This is a genomic window from Cellulomonas sp., from assembly GCF_036279715.1.
Classification (GTDB): domain Bacteria; phylum Actinomycetota; class Actinomycetes; order Actinomycetales; family Cellulomonadaceae; genus Cellulomonas_A.
The window spans coordinates 1-20,873 of record NZ_DASUIR010000108.1 but is presented as its reverse complement, the minus strand read 5'-3'; the positions used below and the strand labels follow the sequence as shown (position 1 = coordinate 20,873).

General features: G+C 71.1%; 22 protein-coding genes. 9 read left to right on the top strand and 13 right to left on the bottom strand.

Going from position 1 to position 20,873, the window contains the following annotated elements; all coding sequences use genetic code 11:
- Together VFW79_RS10775 and lgt are read right to left on the bottom strand one after the other, a co-directional pair.
- On the bottom strand, nucleotides 1–1,338 hold the full coding sequence (locus VFW79_RS10775) for an MFS transporter (RefSeq protein ID WP_329677308.1): 1,338 nt from the start codon (nucleotides 1,336–1,338) through the stop codon (nucleotides 1–3).
- Nucleotides 1,339–1,429: 91 nt separating this feature from the next.
- The gene (lgt, locus tag VFW79_RS10770) at nucleotides 1,430–2,260 is read right to left on the bottom strand and encodes a prolipoprotein diacylglyceryl transferase (RefSeq protein ID WP_329677307.1); all 831 of its coding nucleotides are present in this window, start codon (nucleotides 2,258–2,260) and stop codon (nucleotides 1,430–1,432) included.
- Between the two features lie 86 nt (nucleotides 2,261–2,346).
- Between lgt and VFW79_RS10765 the strand changes: the two genes are divergently transcribed.
- The gene (locus VFW79_RS10765) at nucleotides 2,347–2,859 is read left to right on the top strand and encodes a MarR family winged helix-turn-helix transcriptional regulator (protein ID WP_329677306.1); all 513 of its coding nucleotides are present in this window, start codon (nucleotides 2,347–2,349) and stop codon (nucleotides 2,857–2,859) included.
- Nucleotides 2,860–2,914: 55 nt separating this feature from the next.
- Here the strand turns inward: VFW79_RS10765 and VFW79_RS10760 are convergent, their stop codons facing one another.
- Both VFW79_RS10760 and VFW79_RS10755 read right to left on the bottom strand, forming a co-directional pair.
- Entirely contained in the window at nucleotides 2,915–3,682 is a 768-nt protein-coding gene (locus VFW79_RS10760; RefSeq protein ID WP_329677305.1) for a sigma-70 family RNA polymerase sigma factor, read from the bottom strand.
- Nucleotides 3,683–3,692: 10 nt separating this feature from the next.
- Nucleotides 3,693–3,908: a YgaP-like transmembrane domain gene (locus VFW79_RS10755; RefSeq protein ID WP_329677304.1), complete on the bottom strand. Its 216-nt coding sequence runs from the start codon at nucleotides 3,906–3,908 to the stop codon at nucleotides 3,693–3,695.
- A 140-nt stretch (nucleotides 3,909–4,048) separates the two neighbouring features.
- Here VFW79_RS10755 and trxA point away from each other — a divergent pair, with 140 nt between their 5' ends.
- The 4 genes from trxA (at nucleotide 4,049) to VFW79_RS10735 (ending at nucleotide 5,867) form a co-directional block, all read left to right on the top strand.
- Entirely contained in the window at nucleotides 4,049–4,417 is a 369-nt protein-coding gene (trxA, locus tag VFW79_RS10750; RefSeq protein ID WP_329677303.1) for a thioredoxin, read from the top strand.
- Between the two features lie 141 nt (nucleotides 4,418–4,558).
- Nucleotides 4,559–4,822 (top strand): metal-sensitive transcriptional regulator, encoded by a 264-nt coding sequence (locus VFW79_RS10745; protein WP_329677317.1) that lies wholly within the window; start codon nucleotides 4,559–4,561, stop codon nucleotides 4,820–4,822.
- A 231-nt stretch (nucleotides 4,823–5,053) separates the two neighbouring features.
- Complete coding sequence (locus tag VFW79_RS10740) at nucleotides 5,054–5,434, top strand: hypothetical protein (protein WP_329677302.1); 381 nt, start codon at nucleotides 5,054–5,056, stop codon at nucleotides 5,432–5,434.
- A 100-nt stretch (nucleotides 5,435–5,534) separates the two neighbouring features.
- Nucleotides 5,535–5,867: a hypothetical protein gene (locus VFW79_RS10735; protein WP_329677301.1), complete on the top strand. Its 333-nt coding sequence runs from the start codon at nucleotides 5,535–5,537 to the stop codon at nucleotides 5,865–5,867.
- A 100-nt stretch (nucleotides 5,868–5,967) separates the two neighbouring features.
- On the opposite strand, the gene VFW79_RS10730 is transcribed toward VFW79_RS10735, so the two are convergent.
- Both VFW79_RS10730 and VFW79_RS10725 read right to left on the bottom strand, forming a co-directional pair.
- Nucleotides 5,968–7,701 carry an FAD-dependent oxidoreductase gene (locus VFW79_RS10730; protein WP_329677300.1) on the bottom strand — a complete coding sequence of 578 codons (1,734 nt, stop codon included), beginning with the start codon at nucleotides 7,699–7,701 and terminating at the stop codon, nucleotides 5,968–5,970.
- Complete coding sequence (locus VFW79_RS10725) at nucleotides 7,698–8,090, bottom strand: rhodanese-like domain-containing protein (RefSeq protein WP_329677299.1); 393 nt, start codon at nucleotides 8,088–8,090, stop codon at nucleotides 7,698–7,700. The genes VFW79_RS10730 and VFW79_RS10725 overlap by 4 nt, the downstream gene beginning before the upstream one ends.
- A 230-nt stretch (nucleotides 8,091–8,320) precedes the next feature.
- Between VFW79_RS10725 and VFW79_RS10720 the strand changes: the two genes are divergently transcribed.
- Nucleotides 8,321–10,819, top strand: a complete 2,499-nt coding sequence (locus tag VFW79_RS10720; protein ID WP_329677298.1) for an FAD-dependent oxidoreductase — start codon at nucleotides 8,321–8,323, stop codon at nucleotides 10,817–10,819.
- Nucleotides 10,820–10,831: 12 nt separating this feature from the next.
- Here VFW79_RS10720 and VFW79_RS10715 read toward each other — a convergent pair whose 3' ends face one another.
- The 3 genes from VFW79_RS10715 to VFW79_RS10705 all read right to left on the bottom strand — a co-directional run bounded on the left by VFW79_RS10715 (nucleotide 10,832) and on the right by VFW79_RS10705 (nucleotide 13,640).
- A complete protein-coding gene (locus tag VFW79_RS10715) occupies nucleotides 10,832–11,716 on the bottom strand; it encodes an aldo/keto reductase (protein ID WP_329677297.1) in 885 nt (294 codons plus the stop codon).
- A 68-nt stretch (nucleotides 11,717–11,784) separates the two neighbouring features.
- Entirely contained in the window at nucleotides 11,785–12,765 is a 981-nt protein-coding gene (locus tag VFW79_RS10710) for an AEC family transporter (RefSeq protein ID WP_329677296.1), read from the bottom strand.
- Nucleotides 12,766–12,884: 119 nt separating this feature from the next.
- Nucleotides 12,885–13,640 (bottom strand): CPBP family intramembrane glutamic endopeptidase, encoded by a 756-nt coding sequence (locus VFW79_RS10705; RefSeq protein ID WP_329677295.1) that lies wholly within the window; start codon nucleotides 13,638–13,640, stop codon nucleotides 12,885–12,887.
- Between the two features lie 162 nt (nucleotides 13,641–13,802).
- On the opposite strand from VFW79_RS10705, the gene VFW79_RS10700 reads away from it, so the two are divergent.
- The gene (locus VFW79_RS10700) at nucleotides 13,803–14,336 is read left to right on the top strand and encodes a universal stress protein (RefSeq protein ID WP_329677294.1); all 534 of its coding nucleotides are present in this window, start codon (nucleotides 13,803–13,805) and stop codon (nucleotides 14,334–14,336) included.
- Between the two features lie 31 nt (nucleotides 14,337–14,367).
- Here the strand turns inward: VFW79_RS10700 and VFW79_RS10695 are convergent, their stop codons facing one another.
- Entirely contained in the window at nucleotides 14,368–15,018 is a 651-nt protein-coding gene (locus VFW79_RS10695; protein WP_329677293.1) for a cation diffusion facilitator family transporter, read from the bottom strand.
- 172 nt (nucleotides 15,019–15,190) lie between these two features.
- Between VFW79_RS10695 and VFW79_RS10690 the strand changes: the two genes are divergently transcribed.
- On the top strand, nucleotides 15,191–16,792 hold the full coding sequence (locus VFW79_RS10690; protein ID WP_329677292.1) for a peptide chain release factor 3: 1,602 nt from the start codon (nucleotides 15,191–15,193) through the stop codon (nucleotides 16,790–16,792).
- 71 nt (nucleotides 16,793–16,863) lie between these two features.
- Nucleotides 16,864–18,552: a ribonuclease J gene (locus VFW79_RS10685; RefSeq protein ID WP_329677291.1), complete on the top strand. Its 1,689-nt coding sequence runs from the start codon at nucleotides 16,864–16,866 to the stop codon at nucleotides 18,550–18,552.
- A 96-nt stretch (nucleotides 18,553–18,648) separates the two neighbouring features.
- On the opposite strand, the gene VFW79_RS10680 is transcribed toward VFW79_RS10685, so the two are convergent.
- The 3 genes from VFW79_RS10680 to VFW79_RS10670 form a co-directional block, all read right to left on the bottom strand.
- Nucleotides 18,649–18,969, bottom strand: coding sequence for a putative quinol monooxygenase (locus tag VFW79_RS10680; protein ID WP_329677290.1), 321 nt, complete (start codon nucleotides 18,967–18,969; stop codon nucleotides 18,649–18,651).
- Nucleotides 18,966–19,823 (bottom strand): NAD(P)-dependent oxidoreductase, encoded by an 858-nt coding sequence (locus VFW79_RS10675; RefSeq protein ID WP_329677289.1) that lies wholly within the window; start codon nucleotides 19,821–19,823, stop codon nucleotides 18,966–18,968. Before VFW79_RS10675 ends, VFW79_RS10680 begins: the two co-directional genes overlap by 4 nt.
- Before the next feature lie 175 nt (nucleotides 19,824–19,998).
- Nucleotides 19,999–20,873, bottom strand: an 875-nt coding sequence (locus VFW79_RS10670) for a substrate-binding domain-containing protein (protein ID WP_329677288.1), incomplete at its 5' end; no start/stop codon positions are given.

The following is a 20,873-nucleotide window of genomic DNA, read 5'->3' as shown; positions in this document are numbered from 1 at the left end:
TCAGGCGACGGGATGCTGGCCGGCTGAGGGAAGCAGTCGCGCGGAGATCAGAGCGACGAGCGCGGCGGCGCCGAGCACGACGAGGGCGGTCCGGGGCCCATCGAACAGGTGCGCGCCGCCCGGGCGCAGGTGTAGCGCGAGCGTCACGGCAGCGACGCCGAGCGCGGTGCCGAGGCTACGGGTCATGTTGAGCAGTCCTCCGCCCGTCCCGGCGGCATGGCTCGGGACGGCGCGCATGACGAGGCTGTTGTTCGCGGGGGTGAACAGACCCAGGGCCACGCCGAGGGTGCCCAGCAGAGGGAGAAGCCACGGCGCCGTCAGGGGTGCGGCGATCAGCGCAGCCACGACGACGAGGCCGAGCGCCGCACCGAGGGTGGCGCGGCCGCGGTCGCTCCATGAGCTCGGGAGCATGCGTTCGCCCAGCGTCACCGCGAGGGCGAACCCGGCGGGCAGTGCCGTGAGGACGAGCCCGGCCTGCAGCTCGGACGAGCCGGCGTCGGTGAGGACGATCGGGACGAGGACCAGCGGACCGAACAGCACCAGGTAGCCGCACAGGGCACCGACGAGCCCGGCGCTGACCGTGCGGTCGCCGAAGAGGGTCGGGTCGAGCAGCGGGGCGGCTGCACGGCGCTCGCGCAGCAGGAACGCGGCTACGCACGCCGCGGCCAGGACCAGGAGAACGGTCGGTGCCCAGCCTGGCAGCCCGAGCCCCGACGCCGCCGACACCCCGAGAAGCCCGGCTGTGGTCGCGGCCGCGAGCAGCGCGACCCCGGACCGGTCCCACACCCGGGCGGGGGTGAGCGACCGGCTGCGGGGGAGGAGGTACACGCCGGCGACCACCGCCACGACGCCGACGGGGACGTTGATGCCGAACACCCACCGCCACCCGAGCGTCGAGACGAGCAGACCACCGACGGTGGGTCCGAGGGCGAGGCCGATCGCCTGGGCCGCGGCCTGGACGCCGAGAGCGGTGCGCATCCGATCGCGGGGGGCGCTGGCGAGGACGAGCGCGATGCTGTTGGCCTGGAGCATCGCGGCGCCGACGCCCTGGATCGCGCGGAAGGCGATCAGCGCGCCGAGGGACGGTGCGAGCCCGCAGGCCGCCGACGCGGCGGAGAAGACGACGAACCCGTACAGGTACACGAGCTTGCGACCGTGGGCGTCGGCCAGGCGACCAACCGGGATGAGCAGCGCGGCAAGGACGAGCAGGTAGGACAGGGAGACCCACTGCACGGCGGCCAGCGACGCGCCGAACTCGCTGCGCAACGGGCGGTAGGCCAGGGTCACGATGCTCGCGTCGAGCTGACCCATGAAGGCCCCGAAGCACACCGTCGCCACCGCGAGCCACCACGCGTGAGGCCAGTCGCGTACCCGTGCCGGTCTGGCGTGCTCCCTGGTCAGCGCGCTCAGCATCGTGGTCGGGCTCCGATCAGGCCGCAGCGATCGTGGCGGGAACGGGCTCGGCTGCACGGTGGCGACCACGGACGACGAAGAACGCCACGGCGACCGCGAACACGATCACACTGGTCCAGTCGTTGAGCCGCAGGCCGAGCACGTGGTTGGCGTGGTCGACGCGCAGCGCCTCGATCCAGGCGCGCCCGACCGTGTACGCGGCGACGTACAGCGCGAACAGCCGCCCGTTGCGCAACCCGAACCTGCGCCCGGCCCACACCAGGAGCACGGCTACGCCGATGTCCCAGATCGACTCGTACAGGAAGGTCGGGTGGTAGAGCCCGATGCTCGGCGTGTCTGCGGGCCGGTGCGCCGGGTCGATCTGCAGCGCCCACGGCAGGGTGGTCGGGCCGCCATACAGCTCCTGGTTGAAGTAGTTGCCCCACCTGCCGATCGCCTGAGCCACCACGAGCCCGGGCGCCACGACGTCGGCGAAGTCGGCGAGTCGGATGCCGTGCCGTCGACAGCCGATCCAGGCCCCGACCGCGCCAAGTGCGACCGCTCCCCAGATGCCCAGGCCGCCGTCCCAGATGTACAGCGCCCGGATGGGCTGCTTGCCCGCGGTGAAGTAGAGCTCGGGGTCGGTGATCACGTGGTAGAGCCGGCCGCCGATGATCCCGAAGGGCACCGCCCACATCACGACGTCGAGGACGTCGTCGGCCGTCCCGCCGTGAGCGACCCATCGGCGCCGAGTCCACCAGGTCGCCACGACGATCCCGGCCAGGATGCACAGCGCGTAGGCGCGGATGGGGACCGGACCCAGGTGCCACACCCCCTGGGACGGGCTCGGGAGGTATGCCAGCATCATCGGATCTCGTTCCCTCGGGCCGTCGCTCAGGTATGTCGCTAACCGACATAGTCGCATACCGACGTGGTCACGGCTACGATGCGCGTATGGCATCCGGTGCGGTCGAGAGTGCCGCCACGCGCGCGATGTCGGTCGAGGCGAAGACGCTCACGGCGGTCGTGACCCGGCTTCGGCGGGCGCTGCGCACGTCCATCCGCACCGACTACCCCTGGGAGTCGCTTCCCATGGCGCAGGTCGAGCTGCTGCTCGCCCTGGACGAGCACGGTTCGGTCCGGGTGGGCGAGCTGGCAACCTTGTTACGGCTCGCGCCCAACACCGTCAGCGGTCTTGTTCAGGTTCTCGTCGAGAACGGGCTCGTCACGCGGGTCCCGGACGCATCCGACCGGCGGGTGGCCGTCGTCGCGCTGACCGCGGCCGGCCACCTCAAGCTCGACGACTGGGCCCGGGCGCACGAGCAGCGGATCGGCAACGCGCTGGACCGCCTCGCCCCGGATGATCGTGTGACGGTCCGTGCCGCGCTGCCGGCTCTTGCGCGGCTCGTCGACCACCTGGCGACTCCAGACCTCGAGGCGGCCGGGGGAGACGGTCCCACCATCTGACCGTCGGTTCGGCCTGCGCCGGGTCCGTCTCGCGGGCGAGGTGGGGTCTGGGCCGTCAGGTGCGCGCGAGCATCTCAGAGATGCGCTCCGCCAACGGCGCAGGCACGACGGTGTCGGCGTCACGCAGGGAGCCGAGTGCGTCGCGCGCCCCGACGAGTCCGGCGTACAGCGGGGGGCACGTGGGGCACCCCTCGAGGTGACGTTCGACGAGAACCCGGTCGGACACCGTGAGCTCGCCGTCCAGGTAGTCCGAGACCCTGCGACGGGCGTCCCAGCACCGCAGCGGCACCCCGTGGGTGCCGGCTCGCCGCTCCGGCCCCCGTGCCAGCGCGCTCACGAGCATCATGCGACCTCGCCGCAGGCGTTGCTTCGCCGCGGGCAGACCGATGCACTGGACGTCGGCGATCCCAGCGACGGTCATCCCCTCCACGTCGTGCAGCACCACGGCCGTGCGGTAGATGACGGGCAGCCGAAGCAGCGCGTCCAGGAGCTCGTCTCGCAGCTCGGCCCGCTCGACCACGACCGCCGCGTCGACCGTGTACGAGTCGTCGTGCCACTGCTCCTCCAGCTCACGCTCGACATCCCCGGTGGCATCCTCGCGGTCCTGGCGAAGACGGTCGACGGCAAGGTTGTGCAGGATCCGGTGCAGCCAGGTGCGCAGCGACGACTCACCCCGGAACGTGTCGGCGCGTTGCAGCGCTCGCAGCAGAGTCTCCTGAACGAGGTCCTCGGCCGACTCCCGGCTGCGCGCGATCGTCCGGGCGTACCTGAGCAGGCTGGGGACCTCGGGGACGAGGAGTTCGCGCACGTCCGGGCTGATCACACCAGGGAGGCTAGCGTCCGACGGCGCTCCGCGGCCGGGTGCTCAGCCCGAAGGGCATGTAGATGGGGCACGTGCTGACGGCCGCAGTCGCCAGCAGCACTGCCGCGAGGGCGTAGAGGACGACCGCGAGCGAGCCGCCCGGGCCGACGAGCACGCCGATGACGACAAGTACCGGGGCCAGGATGATGCGGATCGTGCGGTCGACGGATCCGATGTTCTTCTTCACTGTGTCCTCCTCGTGGTGATGTGGTGCCTCATTGACGGTCCGACTCGCGAAAGGGATACCAGGCCCCCGGCCGCGCTGAACCACGGAAGCAGCGTAGACTCATACCCCCGAGGGTATTCGAGAACCGCTGAGGAGCAGCCATGTCCGTCGTCAACCTGACCGTCGACACGTTTGAGCAGACCGTCAAGGACAACGATCTCGTCCTGGTCGACTTCTGGGCTGCCTGGTGCGGGCCGTGCCGCATGTTCGCGCCCGTCTTCGAGGCGGCCTCGGCGAAGTACCCCGACGTCGTGTTCGGCAAGGTGGACACGGAGGCCGAGCAGGTCCTGGCGGCTCAGGCGGGCATCACCTCCATCCCGACGTTGATGATCTTCCGCGAGAACGTCCTCGTGTACGCCGAGCCCGGTGCGCTCCCGGGGCCGGCGCTCGAGGAGCTCATCGGCGCGGCGTTGGCTCTCGACATGGACGACGTCCGTTCGCAGATGGCCGCCCACCAGACCGCGTCATGAGGTGGTGAGATGACAACTCCAGCAGCGCAGGGGCCGGTCGAGGGTGCGCCGGCCGAGGGTGCGCCGGTCGAGCCCGGCAGCGGGCCGAGCGGACGGGCGCCCGGGGCGTCGTGGTTCCGGAGCGAGGCAGACGGGTCGGCGATGGAGCTCGACGCGTCGGACATGGGCAAGGTCGTCAATCGCCTGAAGCGGGCCCAGGGCCAGCTCGCTGGTGTCGTGCGGATGCTCGAAGAGGGTCGTGGCTGCGAGGACATCGTCACCCAGATCTCAGCCGTCAGCAGCGCGCTGGACCGGGCGGGGTTCGCCATCGTGGCCTCGGGCCTGCGGCAGTGCCTGATCGAGTCCGACGGCAAGGAGACTCTGCACGTGCAGAAGCTCGAGAAGATCTTCCTCTCCCTCGCCTGAGCAAATACCCCAGAGGGTATGCTCGACACACCCCGCCCACAGCAAGGAGAGCCCTATGTGTAGCCCTGCCCGTTGCGCACGCTGCGGAAAGATCACCTGGAGCGGTTGCGGCATGCACGTCGACGCCGTGATGGCGAGCGTCCAGCCGGACCAGCGGTGCACCTGCCGCTGATCGGTCGACGGCACCCGCCGCTGGCCCCGATCGGACGCAGCACGTCTCCGACGGACTCGATGGCGCCTCACGAGGCGCTCGTCGAGTCCGTCCGCGTCCGGGAGCGGGCTGCTCTGGCCAGGCTTGACGCCGCCGCGGGCGGCGCGTCGCTCTGCTCGATGTCTCATGCGGGCGCCTCGGTCCCGGCCGTGAAGTACCACGAGGGCGCGTCCTCCGCCCTGGCCGAGGCTCGACGCGCCGTCAAGGGAGTCGCGCAAGGCCCCGGAGCAGCCCTCGAGGCGCGCACGGTGCTGCTCGAGATCCGTGATCGATGGCGGGCGCAGTGCGGCACGCCCGGGCGAACGGGCGGGAGCTGGGCCGGCTACCTCACGGGGGGACTGGACGCGCTGGATGAGCTTCTCGACGACGAAGGACACGGTGCGCAGGATGCCCGGAACTGAGCAAGGAGCGGACCCGCTCGCTCGCAGCGCGCCTGTCGCGATCACGGCGACCCGTCGACGGTGGCCGAAAGCCAGAGGGGCGTGGCCGAGGCGGCGGCTCGTGGTCGTCGCAGTCGTGACGCCCGCGTTGATGGCGCTGTTCATCGTCGGCGCGAGGGAACCCGTGAGCCCACCCGGGTGGACGACGCTCGCCGGGCTCGTCGCTCTGATGGCGGCAGCAACGGTGGCGACGTACCTGCCGCGTCCGGGGACCGGCTCCCGGCTCGACATCGGCTGCACGCCGTGTGCGTCCGTCGCGGCCATCACCGTACCGATTGCCGTCGTCCTGCTGACCACGTCACCGCATGCGGTGCCGTCGGCTCTCCTCGCCCTCGGTGTCGCGATCTTCGGGCTGCGGCAGCGGCTCACAGATCCGAGCACCTGCCCCGCGTGACCTGCCCTGCCGCTCTGCCCCGCACGACCCACGACGACCTCGGGTGAGCACACCGCCACGGTGTGCTCAGCCGAGGTCGTCGTCGATCGCGACCGAGCGGTCAGACCTCCGGACGGACAGCCTTGAGGGTGATCCAGCCGCCGGACAGGTTGCGCGCGTCGAACCCTTCGCTCAGCAGGACGCGCGTGGCGAGGTAGGAGCGCACGCCGCTCGCGCAGTGCACGCTGATCTCTCGTCCCGCTGCCGCCTCCCGGACCTCGTCGAGGCGTTCGCGAAGCTCGAGGTGCGGGATGTTCAGGGCGACGTCGAGGTGACCTGCGGCGAACTCGGAGCGCGAGCGGACGTCGAGCACGAGGGTCGTCGCCACCGCCTTGTCGAGGTCCTGCGCCTGCCACTGCGGCATCGTCCCGTCCAGGACGTTCTGGGCCACGAACCCCAGCATGTTGACCGCGTCCTTGGCCGAGCCGTAGGGCGGGGCGTAGGCGAGCTCGAGCTCGGCGAGGTCGTCCGCGGTCATGCCGGCGCGGATGGCTGTGGCCAGGACGTCGATGCGCTTGTCCACGCCCGCGCGGCCGACGCCCTGGGCGCCGAGCAGGGTGCCGTCGGGGGCGAAGCTGGCGACGAGGTGCATCGTCTCGGAGCCGGGGTAGTAGCCCGCGTGGTCTCCGGGGTGGATGTGCACGACCTCATGGGCGATACCCGCGCGCTGCAGCGTCGCCTGGTTCGCGCCGGTCGTGGCCGCCGTGAGGTCGAAGACGCGCACGATCGCTGTGCCGAGGACCGAGGCCTGCGGCGTCGTGCGGTGCCCGCAGATCGAGTCGGCGGCACGGCGCCCTTGGCGGTTGGCGGGCCCCGCGAGCGGCACGGGACCGGAGGTGCCCGTCACGGCGTGGACGACCTCGACGGCGTCGCCGACCGCCCAGATGGCGGGGTCGGAGGTGCGCTGGTCGGCGTCGACGCGGATGGCCCCGGTCGGGCCGAGGTCCAGCCCGGCCTCGCGGGCGAGGGCGCTCGCGGGGCGAACGCCCACGTTGACGATGACGAGGTCGGCGGCGAGACGGGAGCCGTCGGACAGAGTGACGGTGACGGCACCGGTCGAGCCGGTCTCGCCCGACTCCTCGATCACGGGACCGTCGTCGGGTTCGACGGGCTCGACGGCCTGCGCCGAGACAGCCAGCCGCAGGTCGACGCCGTGAGCAGCGAGCTCGTCGGCGAGCAGCGGGGCGAGCTCGGCGTCGATCGGCGGGAGCACGTGGTCGGCGAGCTCGACGAGGTGGACCTGGAGGCCGCGTGAGGCGAGCGCCTCGACGGCCTCGAGCCCGATGAATCCGGCGCCGATGACGACAGCTCGTGGCGCGGGTGAGCCAGCCGGGCGGTCGGCGAGCAGCCCGTCGAGGCTGTCCCGCAGGGCGTCGACGTCGGGAACCGTGCGCAGGGTGTGCACCGCGGGGTGGTCCAGGCCGGCAATCGGGGGGCGGACGGCGACGGCGCCGGGGGAGAGCAGCAACGCGTCGTAGGGCTGGCGGAACGTGCGGTCCTCGGTCTGGACCGTCACCTCCCGAGCTGCGCGGTCGATGCCCGTGACCCGGTGGCCGGTGCGGACGTCCAGGTGGAGCGACGACGCCAGCGATGCCGGCGTGTGCAGCAGCAGCGACTCGCGCCGGGCGATCTCGCCGGACAGGTGGTACGGCAGGCCGCAGTTGGCGAACGACACGTAGTCGCCCTGCTCGAACACGATGATCTCGGCGTGCTCGTCGAGGCGTCGGGCGCGGGCAGCGGCGCTCATGCCGCCGGCGACCCCGCCGACGACCACGATGGTGCGTGGCTCGCTCATCGGCGGACCTCCCCACCGGCACGCTGCCAGGCGGCCATCCCGCCGGAGACGCTCGTCGCCTCGTATCCGAGGGTCCGCAGCTGCTTGGCCGCGGTGCGCGAGCGCATGCCGCTCGCGCAGACCACGACGACGGGGCGGCCCTTGTGCAGCCGACGCGCGCCCTGGTCGATCTGGCCCAACGGGATGTGCACGGCCCGCGGCGCGTGCCCGGACTTCCACTCGCTGCTCTCGCGGACGTCGACGAGCGTCGCGCCGTCCTTGACGAGCTCAAGAGCGTGTGCGGCGTTCACGGTCGGGCGGATGCGGCCGTCGTCGGGTGCCCCGCCGAACAGGCGCCGGACGCGCTCGAGGAGGGTCGGTGTCGTGGCGGGAGGGGGTGAGGTGGTCAAGGTGAGCTCCATTCGTCTCCTGAAGGATACCCCAGGGGGTATCGAATCGGAAGTCCGGCGCGGTCTGGCGTCAGGCGTCGAGGGCGGCGTCCCCGACATTGGCGGCGCACGCAGGCTCCTTCTGACACGGTAGCGCGCATACCCCCTGGGGTACGCGACCTTCGTCCCGCCGGGTGCCCCGGCGCGGCTCCTAGCGTTGTCGCCGTCACCTCACGGATCGGATCGCCCCCATGAAGATCGTCGTTGTCGGCGGAGTCGCCGCCGGAATGTCCGCCGCTGCCCGTGCGCGTCGCCTGGACGAGTTCGCCGAGATCGTCGTGCTCGAGCGCGGTCACCACGTGTCGTTCGCCAACTGCGGGCTGCCGTACCACATCGGCGAGGTCATCACGGATCGCAGCCGGCTGCTGGTCCAGACGCCGGCGAGCCTGCGTGAGCAGCTCGACATCGACGTGCGGGTCGGAGTCGAAGCCGTCAGCATCGATCGGGCCGCGAAGTCGGTGCGTGCCCGCGACGTCGACTCCGGCGTCGAGTACGACGAACCGTACGACAAGCTGATCCTCACCCCGGGCGCCGAGCCCGTCCGGCCCCAGCTGCCCGGGATCGATCTCCCGGCGATCCAGGTGCTGCGACGGATCGGTGACATGGACGTCATCAAGGCGACGATTGACGGCGCGGGCGGCAAGGACCGGAAGGGCGGCGTGACGCACGCCGTCGTGATCGGCGCCGGCTACATCGGCCTCGAGATGGCCGAGAACCTGCACGAGCGCGGCGTCAGTGTCGAGGTCGTCGAGATGGCCGACCAGATCATGCCTCCGCTCGATCGCGAGCTCACGACGACGGTCGAGAACTACCTGCGAGCCCACGACATCGCGCTGCACCTGAACACCGCCGCTGCTGCCTTCGCCGAGCGTCCCGACGGCCGGGTCCGGGTCGAGCTGAAGGACAACACGTTCATCGACACCGACCTCGTCATCATGGCCGCGGGCGTGCGCCCGAACACCGGCCTGGCTGTCGCGGCCGGCCTCGAGCTCGGCCCGCGCGGGGGCATCAAGGTCGACCGCCACATGCAGACCTCCGACCCGGACATCTACGCGGCCGGCGACGCCGTCGAGGTCGAGCACGCGGTGCTCCCCGGCACCTGGCTCATCCCGTTGGCCGGACCCGCCAACCGCCAGGGCCGCGTCGCCGCGGAGAACATCTGCGGTCGCGACACCGTCTTCGAGTCCACCCAGGGCACGTCGATCGTCAAGGTGTTCGACATGGTCGCCGGCGGGACCGGGGCCTCGGAGAAGCAGCTCGTCGCGGCCGGAGTGCCGTTCGACGCCGTGCAGACTCACCCGCACGGGCACGCCGGGTACTACCCGGGAACCGCGATGATGCACGTGAAGGTGCTCTTCGCCCCGGACACCGGCAGGATCCTCGGCGCTCAGATCGCCGGGTTCGACGGCGTCGACAAGCGACTCGACGTGCTCGCGACCGCCCTGCGCGCCGGGATGACGGTGTACGACCTCGAGACCCTCGAGCTGTCCTACGCGCCGCCGTTCGGATCGGCCAAGGACCCCGTCAACATGGTCGGGTTCGTCGCCTCCAACACGCTCCGTGGGGACCTGTCGCTGTGGCACGCGGGCGACTACCCGCAGGCGACCGACGGCGCCCGGATCATCGACGTCCGGGGGCCCGACGAGTTCGCGCTGTGGCACCTTGCGGGTGCGGAGAACGTCCCGCTCGAGACGCTGCGTCGCGAGCAGGCGGACTGGGACCGCACCACCCCGATCCGGTTGTACTGCGCCGTCGGCTTCCGCAGCTACCTCGCCTACCGCGTGCTCGTCCAGCGCGGCTTCACCGACGTCAAGACCTTGTCGGGCGGGATGGCCACGTTCCGGGCGTACCACGACGTCGCGCCGACCGAGATCGACGCCCCCGTCCCCGTCATCTCCTATGCGGAGACCTCGACCGTGCCGGCCGGCGCGCCGTCGGCGTCGACCGGTGTGCTGGTGGACCTCGACTGCACGGGCCTCGCGTGCCCGGGCCCGATCATGAAGCTGCAGGAGGCCGTCAAGGGCCTTGCACCCGGAGACGAGATCGTCGCGCACGTCTCGGACTCGGGGTTCCGCCTCGATGCCCCGGCGTGGGCCGCGCGGAACGGCCACACGATCCTGTCGCTGACCCCCGAGGGCCCCGGCTACGCCGCCCGGATCCGCAAGGGTGCGCCGGTGGGGACGGTCAAGGCCGCACTCAGCGGACCCGCGTCCCACATGAAGGACAAGAAGTCCTTCGTCGTCTTCTCCGGCGAGCTCGACAAGGTGCTGGCCGCCTTCATCCTGGCGAACGGTGCCGTGGCGATGGGCGACGAGGTCTCGATGTTCTTCACGTTCTGGGGGCTCAACGCGCTGCGGCGCGAGAACCCGCCGGCCCGCGCGCGCTCGGGCATGGATCGCATGTTCGGCGCCATGATGCCGTCGGGCGCCGAGCGCCTGAAGCTGTCCACGCTCAACATGCTGGGCGGCGGCACGATGCTGATGAAGAAGGTCATGAAGGACCACAAGGTCCCGAGCCTGCCCGAGCTCATCGCCTCTGCCCAGGAGGGCGGCGTCCGGCTGGTCGGCTGCACGATGACCATGGACCTGCTCGGCATCGCGCCCGACGACCTCATCGACGGCGTCGAGCTGGGTGGCGTCGCGACGTTCCTCGGTGAGGCGAACGAGTCGAACGGCGCGTTCTTCATCTGACGCGCAGGCGGTTCACCAGGGCATGCGCACGAACGGTGAGGCGGCGTCGGGGTCGGTCTGCAGCACCGTCGCGGCGTCGTCCAGCGACATCCTCTCGCGCTCGGCGCGCAAGATCATGCCCAGCAGCCGGACGTCGCCCGCGGTCGCGAGCCCGGTGATCTCGGGGTGCGCCAGGACCCACGACACCGCCGCGCGGATCCGCTCCTGGTCGTCGTACGGCTCGTACCAGGTCGTGTAGGTCGGGCCGGATCCCGACTCGGCCGAAGCCGCCTCCGGCCAGTTGCGTCGCGCGACGGCCTTGATGGTCAACAACCCGGCGTCCTGCCGGCGGACCTCCTGGGCGAGCTGCTCGTAGTCGCGACGGAACGCCTCGTCCTGGAGGAGGACATGGTTGAGCGGGGTCAGGACGGTGGCGAACGGGAAGCGTCCTAGAGCTGCGAGGTGCGTCGCCGGCGCCTGCGGACCGTGGCCGGTGATGCCCACGGCGGCGACCAGTCCCTCCTCCTGGGCACGGATCGCGGCCTCGAGCGCCCCACCCGGGCCGGTGGCTCGGTCGAGATCCTCGAGGTCGCCGACGCCGTGCAGCTGGAGCAGGTCGAGGTGATCGGTCTGGAGCCGCTCGAGCGAGGCGTTGATCTGGGCCCACGCCGCGTCGCGCCCGCGCTCCCCGGTCTTGCTCGCCAGGAAGACCTGGTCGCGCACCTGCGGCATCCACGGACCGAGGCGCAGTTCGGCGTCCCCGTAGCTCGCCGCGACGTCAAGGTGGTTGATCCCGCCGTCCAGGGCCTCCTGGATCGAGCGGTCAGCCGTGTCCTGGTCGACCTCCGAGAGGGCGGCTGCGCCGTAGATCAGGACCGAGCTCCGGTGCTCCAACCGGCCGAGCCGACGGTATTCCATCGACGGACCTCCCTTCGTGGTCGATCGCTCCACCCTACGACCGGTTCGGTGCGGAGGGATGGCGAGCGCTACCCGAAGACCGCGGTGATGATCAGCAGGACCGGCACCGCGAGGAGCGTCGTGATGAGGCCCGCGTCTCGGGCCAGCGCCTGACCACGTCGGTACTGGAGGGCGTAGACGAGCACGTTCTGCGCCGTGGGCAGAGCGGAGATCGCAACCACGGCGAGCAGCGACCGACCGGACAGCCCGAGCGCCGAGCCGACGGCAGCCGCGAGGGCCGGGTGCACGGCGCTGCGGAGCACCACGACGAGCACCAGGTCGCTGCGGGGTGCGCGCTCGGCGCTCGACCGCGGAACGGCCAGCGACAGGCCGAAGGTCAGCAGCGCCATCGGTGCCGCGGCCGCGCCGAGCAGTCGGAACGGCTCGAAGACGACCTCGGGAAGGTGCCACGGCAGGGCCGCGAGGACGAGGCCGGTCAGCGCTCCGACGATGATCGGGTTGGACAGGGTCCGCAGGATGACGGACATGCCGGAGGGGGAACGGCGCGGTGTCGATGTCCCTCGACCCGGACGGTCCGCGACTGGCGTGCCGCTGACCTCGCGGGGCTGCGACCGCCGGTCGAGCACGGTGAAGGCGATCGGCGCCAGGACGAGCAGCTGGAAGAGCAGCGGTGGCACGATCGCCACGGGGCTGCCCAGCAGGTAGACGGCGAGCGGAAGCCCGAGGTTGCCGGCATTGACGTACGAGGACGCCAGCGTCCCGATGACGACGTCGTCCACCGATCGGTGCCACACCCAGCGCAGTGCCGCGATGGTCGTGATCGCGACGATGGCGGTGCTGATCGCGGTGACCATGGCCGCCCGCGAGAGCACGAGGTGCAGGTCGGCGTGCGCGACGGTCACGAGCAGCAGGCATGGCGTCGCGACAGCGAACACGACCCGTGCGAGCACGGCCGGCCCACGCTCGCCGAGCGTCCCGCGGCGGCCGAGCACCCAGCCTGCCGCGACGACTGCCGCCATCGTGCCCAGTGCGGTGAGGACGGCATCCATCAGCGGCTCCTGGGCGGCGCGCGGTGGACTGGGCGCCGCACCGTTGACCCGGTCAGTCTGGCAGGGCGGTGCTCATACCCTCGACGAGCCTCGTCCGGATCGCGCTGCGACGGCTCGGCTCAGCCGGCCATGCGCCACGCGAGCAGCCCGAAGAGGACACCGAGGCTGTTGGTGGCCCAGTGCATGCCGGCGCTCGCCAGCACGCTGCCGCTGCGACGGCGCAGCTCGCCGGCGACGACCCCGCCCAGCGCCGTGAAGGCCACGATGCCGACGACGACGAGCGCACTCGCGGCCGGACCGGCGCCGCGCACCGCATCGCCGACACCGTGGTTCGCGGCGGCGAGGTGCAACGACGGCAGGATGTGCCAGAGCCCGAACAAGGCCGACGACGTCAGCAGCACCCGCCAGGTCGTGACATGTCGCGCGAGCATGCCCCAGAGGACGGAGCGGAACGCGACCTCTTCGAGCAGGATCGTGCTCACCGGGATGATGACGAACGCCGAGACGAGCGCGCCATGCAGGTTGAGGTGGTAGCGAGCGTCCAGGAACGCGGTGCGGGTCAGCGGGATGAACACGCCGACGAGGTACACGGCGGCCACCAGGGCGACGGCGCCGAGCCCCCAGCGCAACCCCGACCGGAGCCGGTTGCGGTGCAGGCCGAGCTGCGACCAGCTGAGGCCGGTCCACCGGGCGAACGCGAGCAACGCCACGGCCGCGACCGGCCCGAGCCACCCGGCGCCCCGCAGCACGTGCTGGGCGAAGTTCACCGACACCAGAGCGGCCACCACGATGGCGGTGGCGACGACAGCGGGAACCCGAGGCCGGGGCGTGACCTCGCGGTGCTGGGGCGTGACCTCACAGAGAGCGAGGGTCATCCGATACCGAGGTGCATCTCTGAGGCGCGCATCTTCTCAGTGTCTCAGGCGGCCGTGGGCGAGTCGGTGGCAGCCTATGGCGATCTTGTGAAAGGCCGGCGGGCACCGGGGCAACCGGCCGAACCGGTCGCCCGACTCCACCATCACGGGCACGATGGCCTCATGGAGACACCGCAGCCGAGCCCGTCGAGGATGACGCCCTTCAGCGGGCATCCGATCGTGGTGGCAGTCGTCCCGCACGAGCCGGAGCTGGTGGCGCTCACCGCCGCGTCCTGGTCCCAGGCTGCGGGCGGCGTGCCCGTCTACTTCGCCTACGTGGACCCCACCCGGTTCACCGTCGAGGAGCATGCCGACGGCACAGTGCGGCACGCCGACATCGACCCCGATGCCGTCGACGACTCGTGGCTCGAGAGGCAGGAGCAGATCGAGGCGTCGCTGACGCATGTGCTGGGGGACTCCGGCATCTCGTGGGAGTTCCGCTACCTGGCCGGGCGACCTGACCGCGCGCTCACCCATCTGGCGCGAGCCGTCGATGCCGCCGCGATCGTCGTGGGCACCCGCGCGCCCGGTCCGGGTGCCCGGCTCCGCGAGGTCGTCGAGGGCTCGATCGCGGTGCAGCTGTCCCACCACCAGCACCGACCCGTTCTCGTCGTCCCGCTCAGCGTCGTGGACTGGCAGACGCCGCTGTGGCGATGACCCCGCCGGCCCGATCGGCTCGGCGATCGACTCAGTCGTCGTCGTCGTCCGCGTCCTCGACGAGCTCGCCCGCCCATGCCTCCCGGCCCTCGCGCACCGCGAACGCGGCGATGACGAATCCCGCGACGGGGTCGAGCCAGCCTGCGCCGGTCAGCTGGTAGAGGCCGACGCCCGTCAGGGTGGAGATGCTCAGGAGGATGCAGATCCGCGTCTCGGCAGCGTCGGCGAGGATCAGGTTGTCGCCCAGGCGGTCTCCGACGCGGCGCTTGGCCGCAGCCAGGACCGGCATGACGACGAGCGACGCGACGAGGACGCCGATGCTGAGTGGGGAGCTCGCCGGTGCTTCGCCCACGACGAGGCCGCGGACCCCTTCGATGATCACGTAGGCGGCCAGCACGAAGAACGTCACCGCGACGGCCTTGAGCGCGATCCGCTCCTTGCGCTCGTCGGCCTCCCCGTGGCGCAGGCGAGCTGCCAGGCGTGCACCCACCAGCACAGCCGCGGCCGACTCGATGCCGGAGTCGATGCCGAAGCCGACGACCGAGACCAGACCTGCGCTGAGACCGGCGGTGATCGCGACGGCGCCCTCGAGGACGTTGTAGGCGACGGTGAACCGTGCCAGGTGCAGGCCGCGTCGAGTCAGGCGTTCGACCTCGGCGCCGCTCAGCAGGGCCTCGGTCATCGGCGCGGGGAGGTCGTCGCGCCGCCGTCAGCGGCGCCGTGCGTCGTGGAGGTCGCCATGCGGCGATGGTAGCCGTCGGGCAGGGGGCGGGGCGGTGGGGCCGCCCGAGGGTAGACTGGCTGCCAGATGACCTGAACGGCTCGCGACGATCCGACATCGGCCAGGAGGCTGAGTGCAGCACGGCGCCCTGAGCGACGTCCGCCCTGACACCGACATCGTGTCCGAGACGGCGCGGCGCCGCTCCTTCGCGGTCATCAGCCATCCCGATGCCGGCAAGTCGACCCTCACCGAGGCGCTCGCGCTGCACGCCCACGCGATCACCGAGGCCGGACACATCAACGGCAAGAGCGGTCGCCGGCACACTGTCTCGGACTGGATGGAGATGGAGCAGGCCCGCGGCATCTCGATCACGTCTGCTTCGCTGCAGTTCGAGTACCGCGACGCCGTGATCAACCTTCTGGACACCCCCGGTCACGCCGACTTCTCGGAGGACACCTACCGGGTGCTCTCCGCGGTCGATGCCGCGGTGATGCTCATCGACGCCGCCAAGGGCCTCGAGGCCCAGACGATGAAGCTGTTCGCGGTGTGCAAGCAGCGGGGGATCCCCTTGATCACGGTGATCAACAAGTGGGACCGGCCCGGCCTCGACCCGCTGGCCCTCATGGACGAGATCCTCGAGCGCACCGGGCTCACCCCGACGCCCCTGACGTGGCCCGTCGGCGTCGCGGGTGACTTCCGGGGCGTCCTGGACCGCGCGACCGGCGAGTACGTGCGTTTCACCGGGACCGCCGGTGGGGCGCACATCGCGCCGCAGGAGATCCTCGACGACGCCAGCGCCTTCGCTCGCGAGGGCTCTGCATGGTCCACGGCGGTCGAGGAGAGCGAGCTGCTCGGGGCCTCGGGTGCCGATCACTCGCAGGAGTCGTTTCTTGCCGGGGTCTCAACGCCCGTCCTGTTCGCCTCCGCGGTGCGCAACTTCGGCGTGCACGCCCTGCTCGACGTGCTCGTGGAGCTCGCGCCGTCGCCCGGTGCGCGCGCTGCGGCCGACGGGACGCCGCGTGCGGTCGACGCACCCTTCAGTGCGTTCGTCTTCAAGATGCAGGCGGGGATGGACACCGCGCACCGCGACCGGCTCGCGTTCGTCCGGGTGTGCTCCGGGCTGTTCGAACGCGGGATGGTCCTCACGCTCGCCCGTACCGGACGGACCTTCGCGACGAAGTACGCCCAGCAGGCGTTCGGCCGCGAACGCACGGTGATCGACTCGGCCTACCCCGGCGACGTCGTCGGCCTCGTCAACGGCTCGGACCTCCGCGTGGGGGACACCCTGTACCTGAGCAAGCACGTCGAGTTCCCGCCGCTGCCCACATTCGCCCCCGAGCACTTCGCCGTCGTGCGGGCGCGGGACGCCGGTCGCTACAAGCAGTTCCGCCGCGGCATCGACCAGCTCGAGGCCGAGGGTGTCGTGCAGGTCCTGCGCTCCGAGCTGCGCGGCGACCAGGCCCCCGTCCTCGCCGCGGTCGGACCGATGCAGTTCGAGGTCGCCGAGCACCGGATGGCCCACGACTTCAGCTCGCCCGTGCGGCTCGAGCGGCTCAGCTACACCCGGGCGATGACGACGACCCGCGACTGGGTCGCCGCGCTCGACGCCGAGCACGGCGTGGAGGTCCTGCACCGCCACGACGGCGCTCTGCTCGCACTCTTCTCCGACATCTGGCGCGTCTCGGCGGTGCGACGCGCGCACCCCGACGTCGTCCTCGCCGACCCGGCCGCCTGAGCCGCGCGGCAGGCACCACCACGACCTGAACGATCCGAGGGCTCCCGGCCCTCCGCCCTGGAGGCACGAACATGCAGAACGCCCACGCCATGAAGCTGACAGCTCCGCCCGCCCTGCAGCGCGGAGCGATGCGCATCACCCTCCTCGGAGGCGTCGGAGAGATCGGCCGCAACATGACGGTCTTCGAGTACGACGGCAAGCTGCTCGTCGTCGACTGCGGGGTGCTGTTCCCCGAGGAGACCCAGCCCGGGATCGACGTGATCCTGCCTGACTTCACCTCGATCCGGCACCGCCTCGGGGACATCGTGGCGATCGTGCTGACGCACGGGCACGAGGACCACATCGGGGGAGTGCCGTACCTGCTGCGCGAGCGGGCCGACATCCCCATCATCGGCTCGGAGCTGACGTTGGCGTTCATCACGTCCAAGCTCAAGGAGCACCGCATCCACCCGACGACGGTCCAGGTCGAGGCCGGGGGCACGCACAAGACTGGTCCGTTCGACCTCGAGTTCGCCGCCGTCAACCACTCCATCCCCGACGGGCTCGCGGTGGTCATCCGCACGGGCGCCGGGCTGGTGCTGAACACGGGCGACTTCAAGATGGACCAGTTCCCGCTTGACGACCGCATCACCGACCTGCGGGCGTTCGGCCGGTTCGGCCAGGAGGGTGTCGACCTGTTCATGGTCGACTCGACCAACGCCGAGGTCCCCGGGTTCACGACCTCCGAGCGCGACCTGACGCCGGCGATCGACACCGTGTTCGCGACCGCGCCCAAGCGCGTGATCGTCTCGAGCTTCGCCAGCCACGTGCACCGCATCCAGCAGATCCTCGACGCGTCCCACCGCCACGGCCGCAAGGTCGCGTTCGTCGGGCGCTCGATGGTGCGCAACATGGGCATCGCGCACGACCTCGGCTACCTACAGATCCCGCGGGGGCTCGTCGTGGACTTCAAGAAGCTCGGGTCCATGCCCGACGACAAGGTCACGATCGTCTGCACCGGGTCCCAGGGCGAGCCGATGGCGGCCCTGTCGCGTATCGCCAACGGGGAGCACCAGATCCGGTTGAACGTCGGGGACACCGTCCTGCTCGCCAGCTCGTTGATCCCCGGCAACGAGAACGCGATCTACGGGATCATCAACAAGCTCACCGACCTCGGCGCGAACGTCGTGCACAAGGGCAACGCGAAGGTGCACGTGTCTGGGCACGCGAGCGCAGGCGAGCTCGTCTACTGCTACAACATCCTCAAACCCAGGAACGTGCTGCCCATCCACGGCGAGGCGAAGCACCTGCACGCCAACGCCGCCCTCGCGGTCAGGACGGGCGTGGACCCCGACCGGGTCATCATCGCGCGCGACGGCTCGACCATCGACCTCGTCAACGGCATCGCCAAGCTGTCCGGGCAGGTCGTCGCAGATCTGGTCTTCGTCGACGGCGACACCGTCGGGCACGCCACGGAGGACACCCTGGCGGACCGGCGCCGGCTGAGCGAGAGCGGGATCGTCACGGTCATCGCCATCCTCGAGCCCGGCACGAACGCGCTCGCCGAACCGCTGGAGTACGTCACGCGCGGGTTCGTCACTGCGGACCTGGCACTGACCGGCGCGACCGATGCCGTGGAGCGGGCCCTGAGCAAGGCGGCGTCGCAAGGCGTCGACGAGGTCGGCAAGCTCGAGTCCGTCATTGCCGGCGCCGTGAGCTCCTACATCACGCGCACCCACCGTCGTGAGCCCGTCGTGATCGCGATCGTCATCGACGCCTGACGAGGACGCGCGCGTGCCCGCACCCAGGCTGACCTGGCGCTGGACGTGCCGGCCTTCCTCGGAGCAGCGACCCGACGAACCGGTCGCCGCGTGCGCTCAGGGCAGGGCGGCGTCCGACGAGTGCGCCACCGCGACGTCGAGGCGCTGGACGTCCACCGACTCGATGTGAGCCATGCGGTCGGCCAGGAAGACCGTCATGTGCGGGTACTGCTCATGCGCGGTGAACGCGGCCATGTCCCGGTACAGCTCGTAGAAGACGCGCTGGAGCGGGCGGTCCGCGACGGTATGCGTCGCGTACACGATCGTGCCGGGCTCGAGCGTCCTGATGCTCGCGACGGTGCGTTGCACCAGCGCGTCGAAGGCGTCCTCGTGTCCGGGGAGCAGCGTGTGAGTCACCACGAGGGCCAGGCCCGTCATCGGTCGCGCCAGGAGTGCTCGGGCTCGAAGCCCAGGACGCGACGGGCCTTGTCGATCGACAGCAGGGTCTCGTGCTCGCCGAGCACCTTGCGGACCTCGACACCGGGGTACACCTCGGCGACCAGCTCGGCGCTCGACCGGCTCATCACGGTGTCGGCATTGGCGACGATGAACACGTCGAGACCGGTCGCGTCATGATCGAGGGCGCGGCGCACAGCCTGGGCACCGTCGCGCGCGTCGATGTAGCCCCACAAGTTCCACCGGCGCAGCAGCGGATCGGTGTCGTAGGACTCGAATGCGTCGTAGTCGGCCGGCTCCATGACGTTCGAGAAGCGCAGCCCGATCATCTTGAGCTGCGGGTCCCACCGGCACAGGTGGTGCGCCATCTCCTCCTCGAGCGCCTTCACGAGCGAGTACGTCGACTCGGGTCGGACCCGGTAGTCCTCGTCGACCGGGACGTACGGGGGTGGCGTCTCGAACGGGAGACCCAGGACGGTCTCGCTCGAGGCCCACACGACGTTGCGGATGCTCGCCGCACGCGCGGCGTTGAAGACGTTCCAGGACGCGGTCGCGTTGTTGGCGAAGGTCGCCGAGTTCGTGACGATCCCCGGTGCGGGGATCGCTGCGAGGTGGACGACCGCGTCGATCGGCCCGACGTGCTCGTCGACCCGACCGGTCAGCAGCTCGAGCACCTGCCCGTAGTCGGTCAGGTCGGTCGCGACGAACTCGCCGACAGGGTGGGCCGGGCGCACGCGGTCGATCGACACGACGTCCCAACCGTGCTGAGCGAGGTCGAGGACGACGGCGCGCCCGAGCTTGCCGGCAGCGCCTGTGACGACGACGCGGCCCGTCACCGCAGTGCCAGTCGGGCGTGCGCGGGGGCAGTCGGTGTGGTTGCCGGGAGCGATGCTGACGGTGCGGCGATGTGGGTCAGACGTGATGGCCGGGTCATGGCTTCCTCGCTGTCGAGTGGGGCGCGGTCGTGCTCAGGGGAGGGTGGGAGGCCGGGGTGGCGGGGGAGGTGCGCGGTCAGGCGCCGACGGCTGTCGAGCCGCGCACGACGAGGCGGCAGGGCATCGTCTCGATGCCACTGACAGTCGTGCCGTCGATGGCGTCGAACACCCGCTGGGCGGCCCGGCGACCGAGCATCTCGAAGTTCATGTCGACGCTGGTCAGCTGGGGGCGTGCGCCCGACGTCAGCACGTGCCAGTTGTCGAAGCCCATCACGGCGACCTGCGTGGGGACGTCGATGCCGCGATCCCGCAGCACGTCGAGTGCGCCGCGGGCGATCTGGTCGCTGCCGCACAGGATCGCGTCGACGTCAGGTTGCTGGTCCAGCACCGAGTGGGTCGCCGCCCGGCCCCAGGCTTCGGTCCACTCGCCGAACCGCACGTGCCCACCGACCAGCTGCAGTCCGGCGGTCTCGAGCGCGGCCTGCGCCCCTGCGGCGCGGTCGCGTGCGGCGGCGTAACGCACATCGCCCGAGATGTGCGCGATCCTGCGCCGTCCCGTGGCTACGAGGTGCTCGATCGCGATGGACCCGGCGTTGACGTTGTCGGGCACGACCGAGCAGTCTCGCTCGTCGGCGGACGGCGCGTAGGCGTAGACGGCGGGGACCGGGAGATCGCGGCCCAGGGACGGGCGCGGGTCGGTGTTGCTGCCGACCACGATGAGGCCGTCGATGCGGCGTCCGAGCAGCGCCTTGAGGTGGTACTGCTCGCGGATCGTGTCACCGCGCGCGTCGCAGAGGAACACCGACATCTTGCCGGCCCCGAACGCGTCCTCGGCGCCCATGAGGATCGGGAGGCTGAACCGTCCCTCGAGGTCGTTCGTCAGCAGGCCGACGGTGCCGGTCTGACCGGCCAGGATCGCCTGGGCGAGCGTGTTCGGCGTGAAGGAGATGC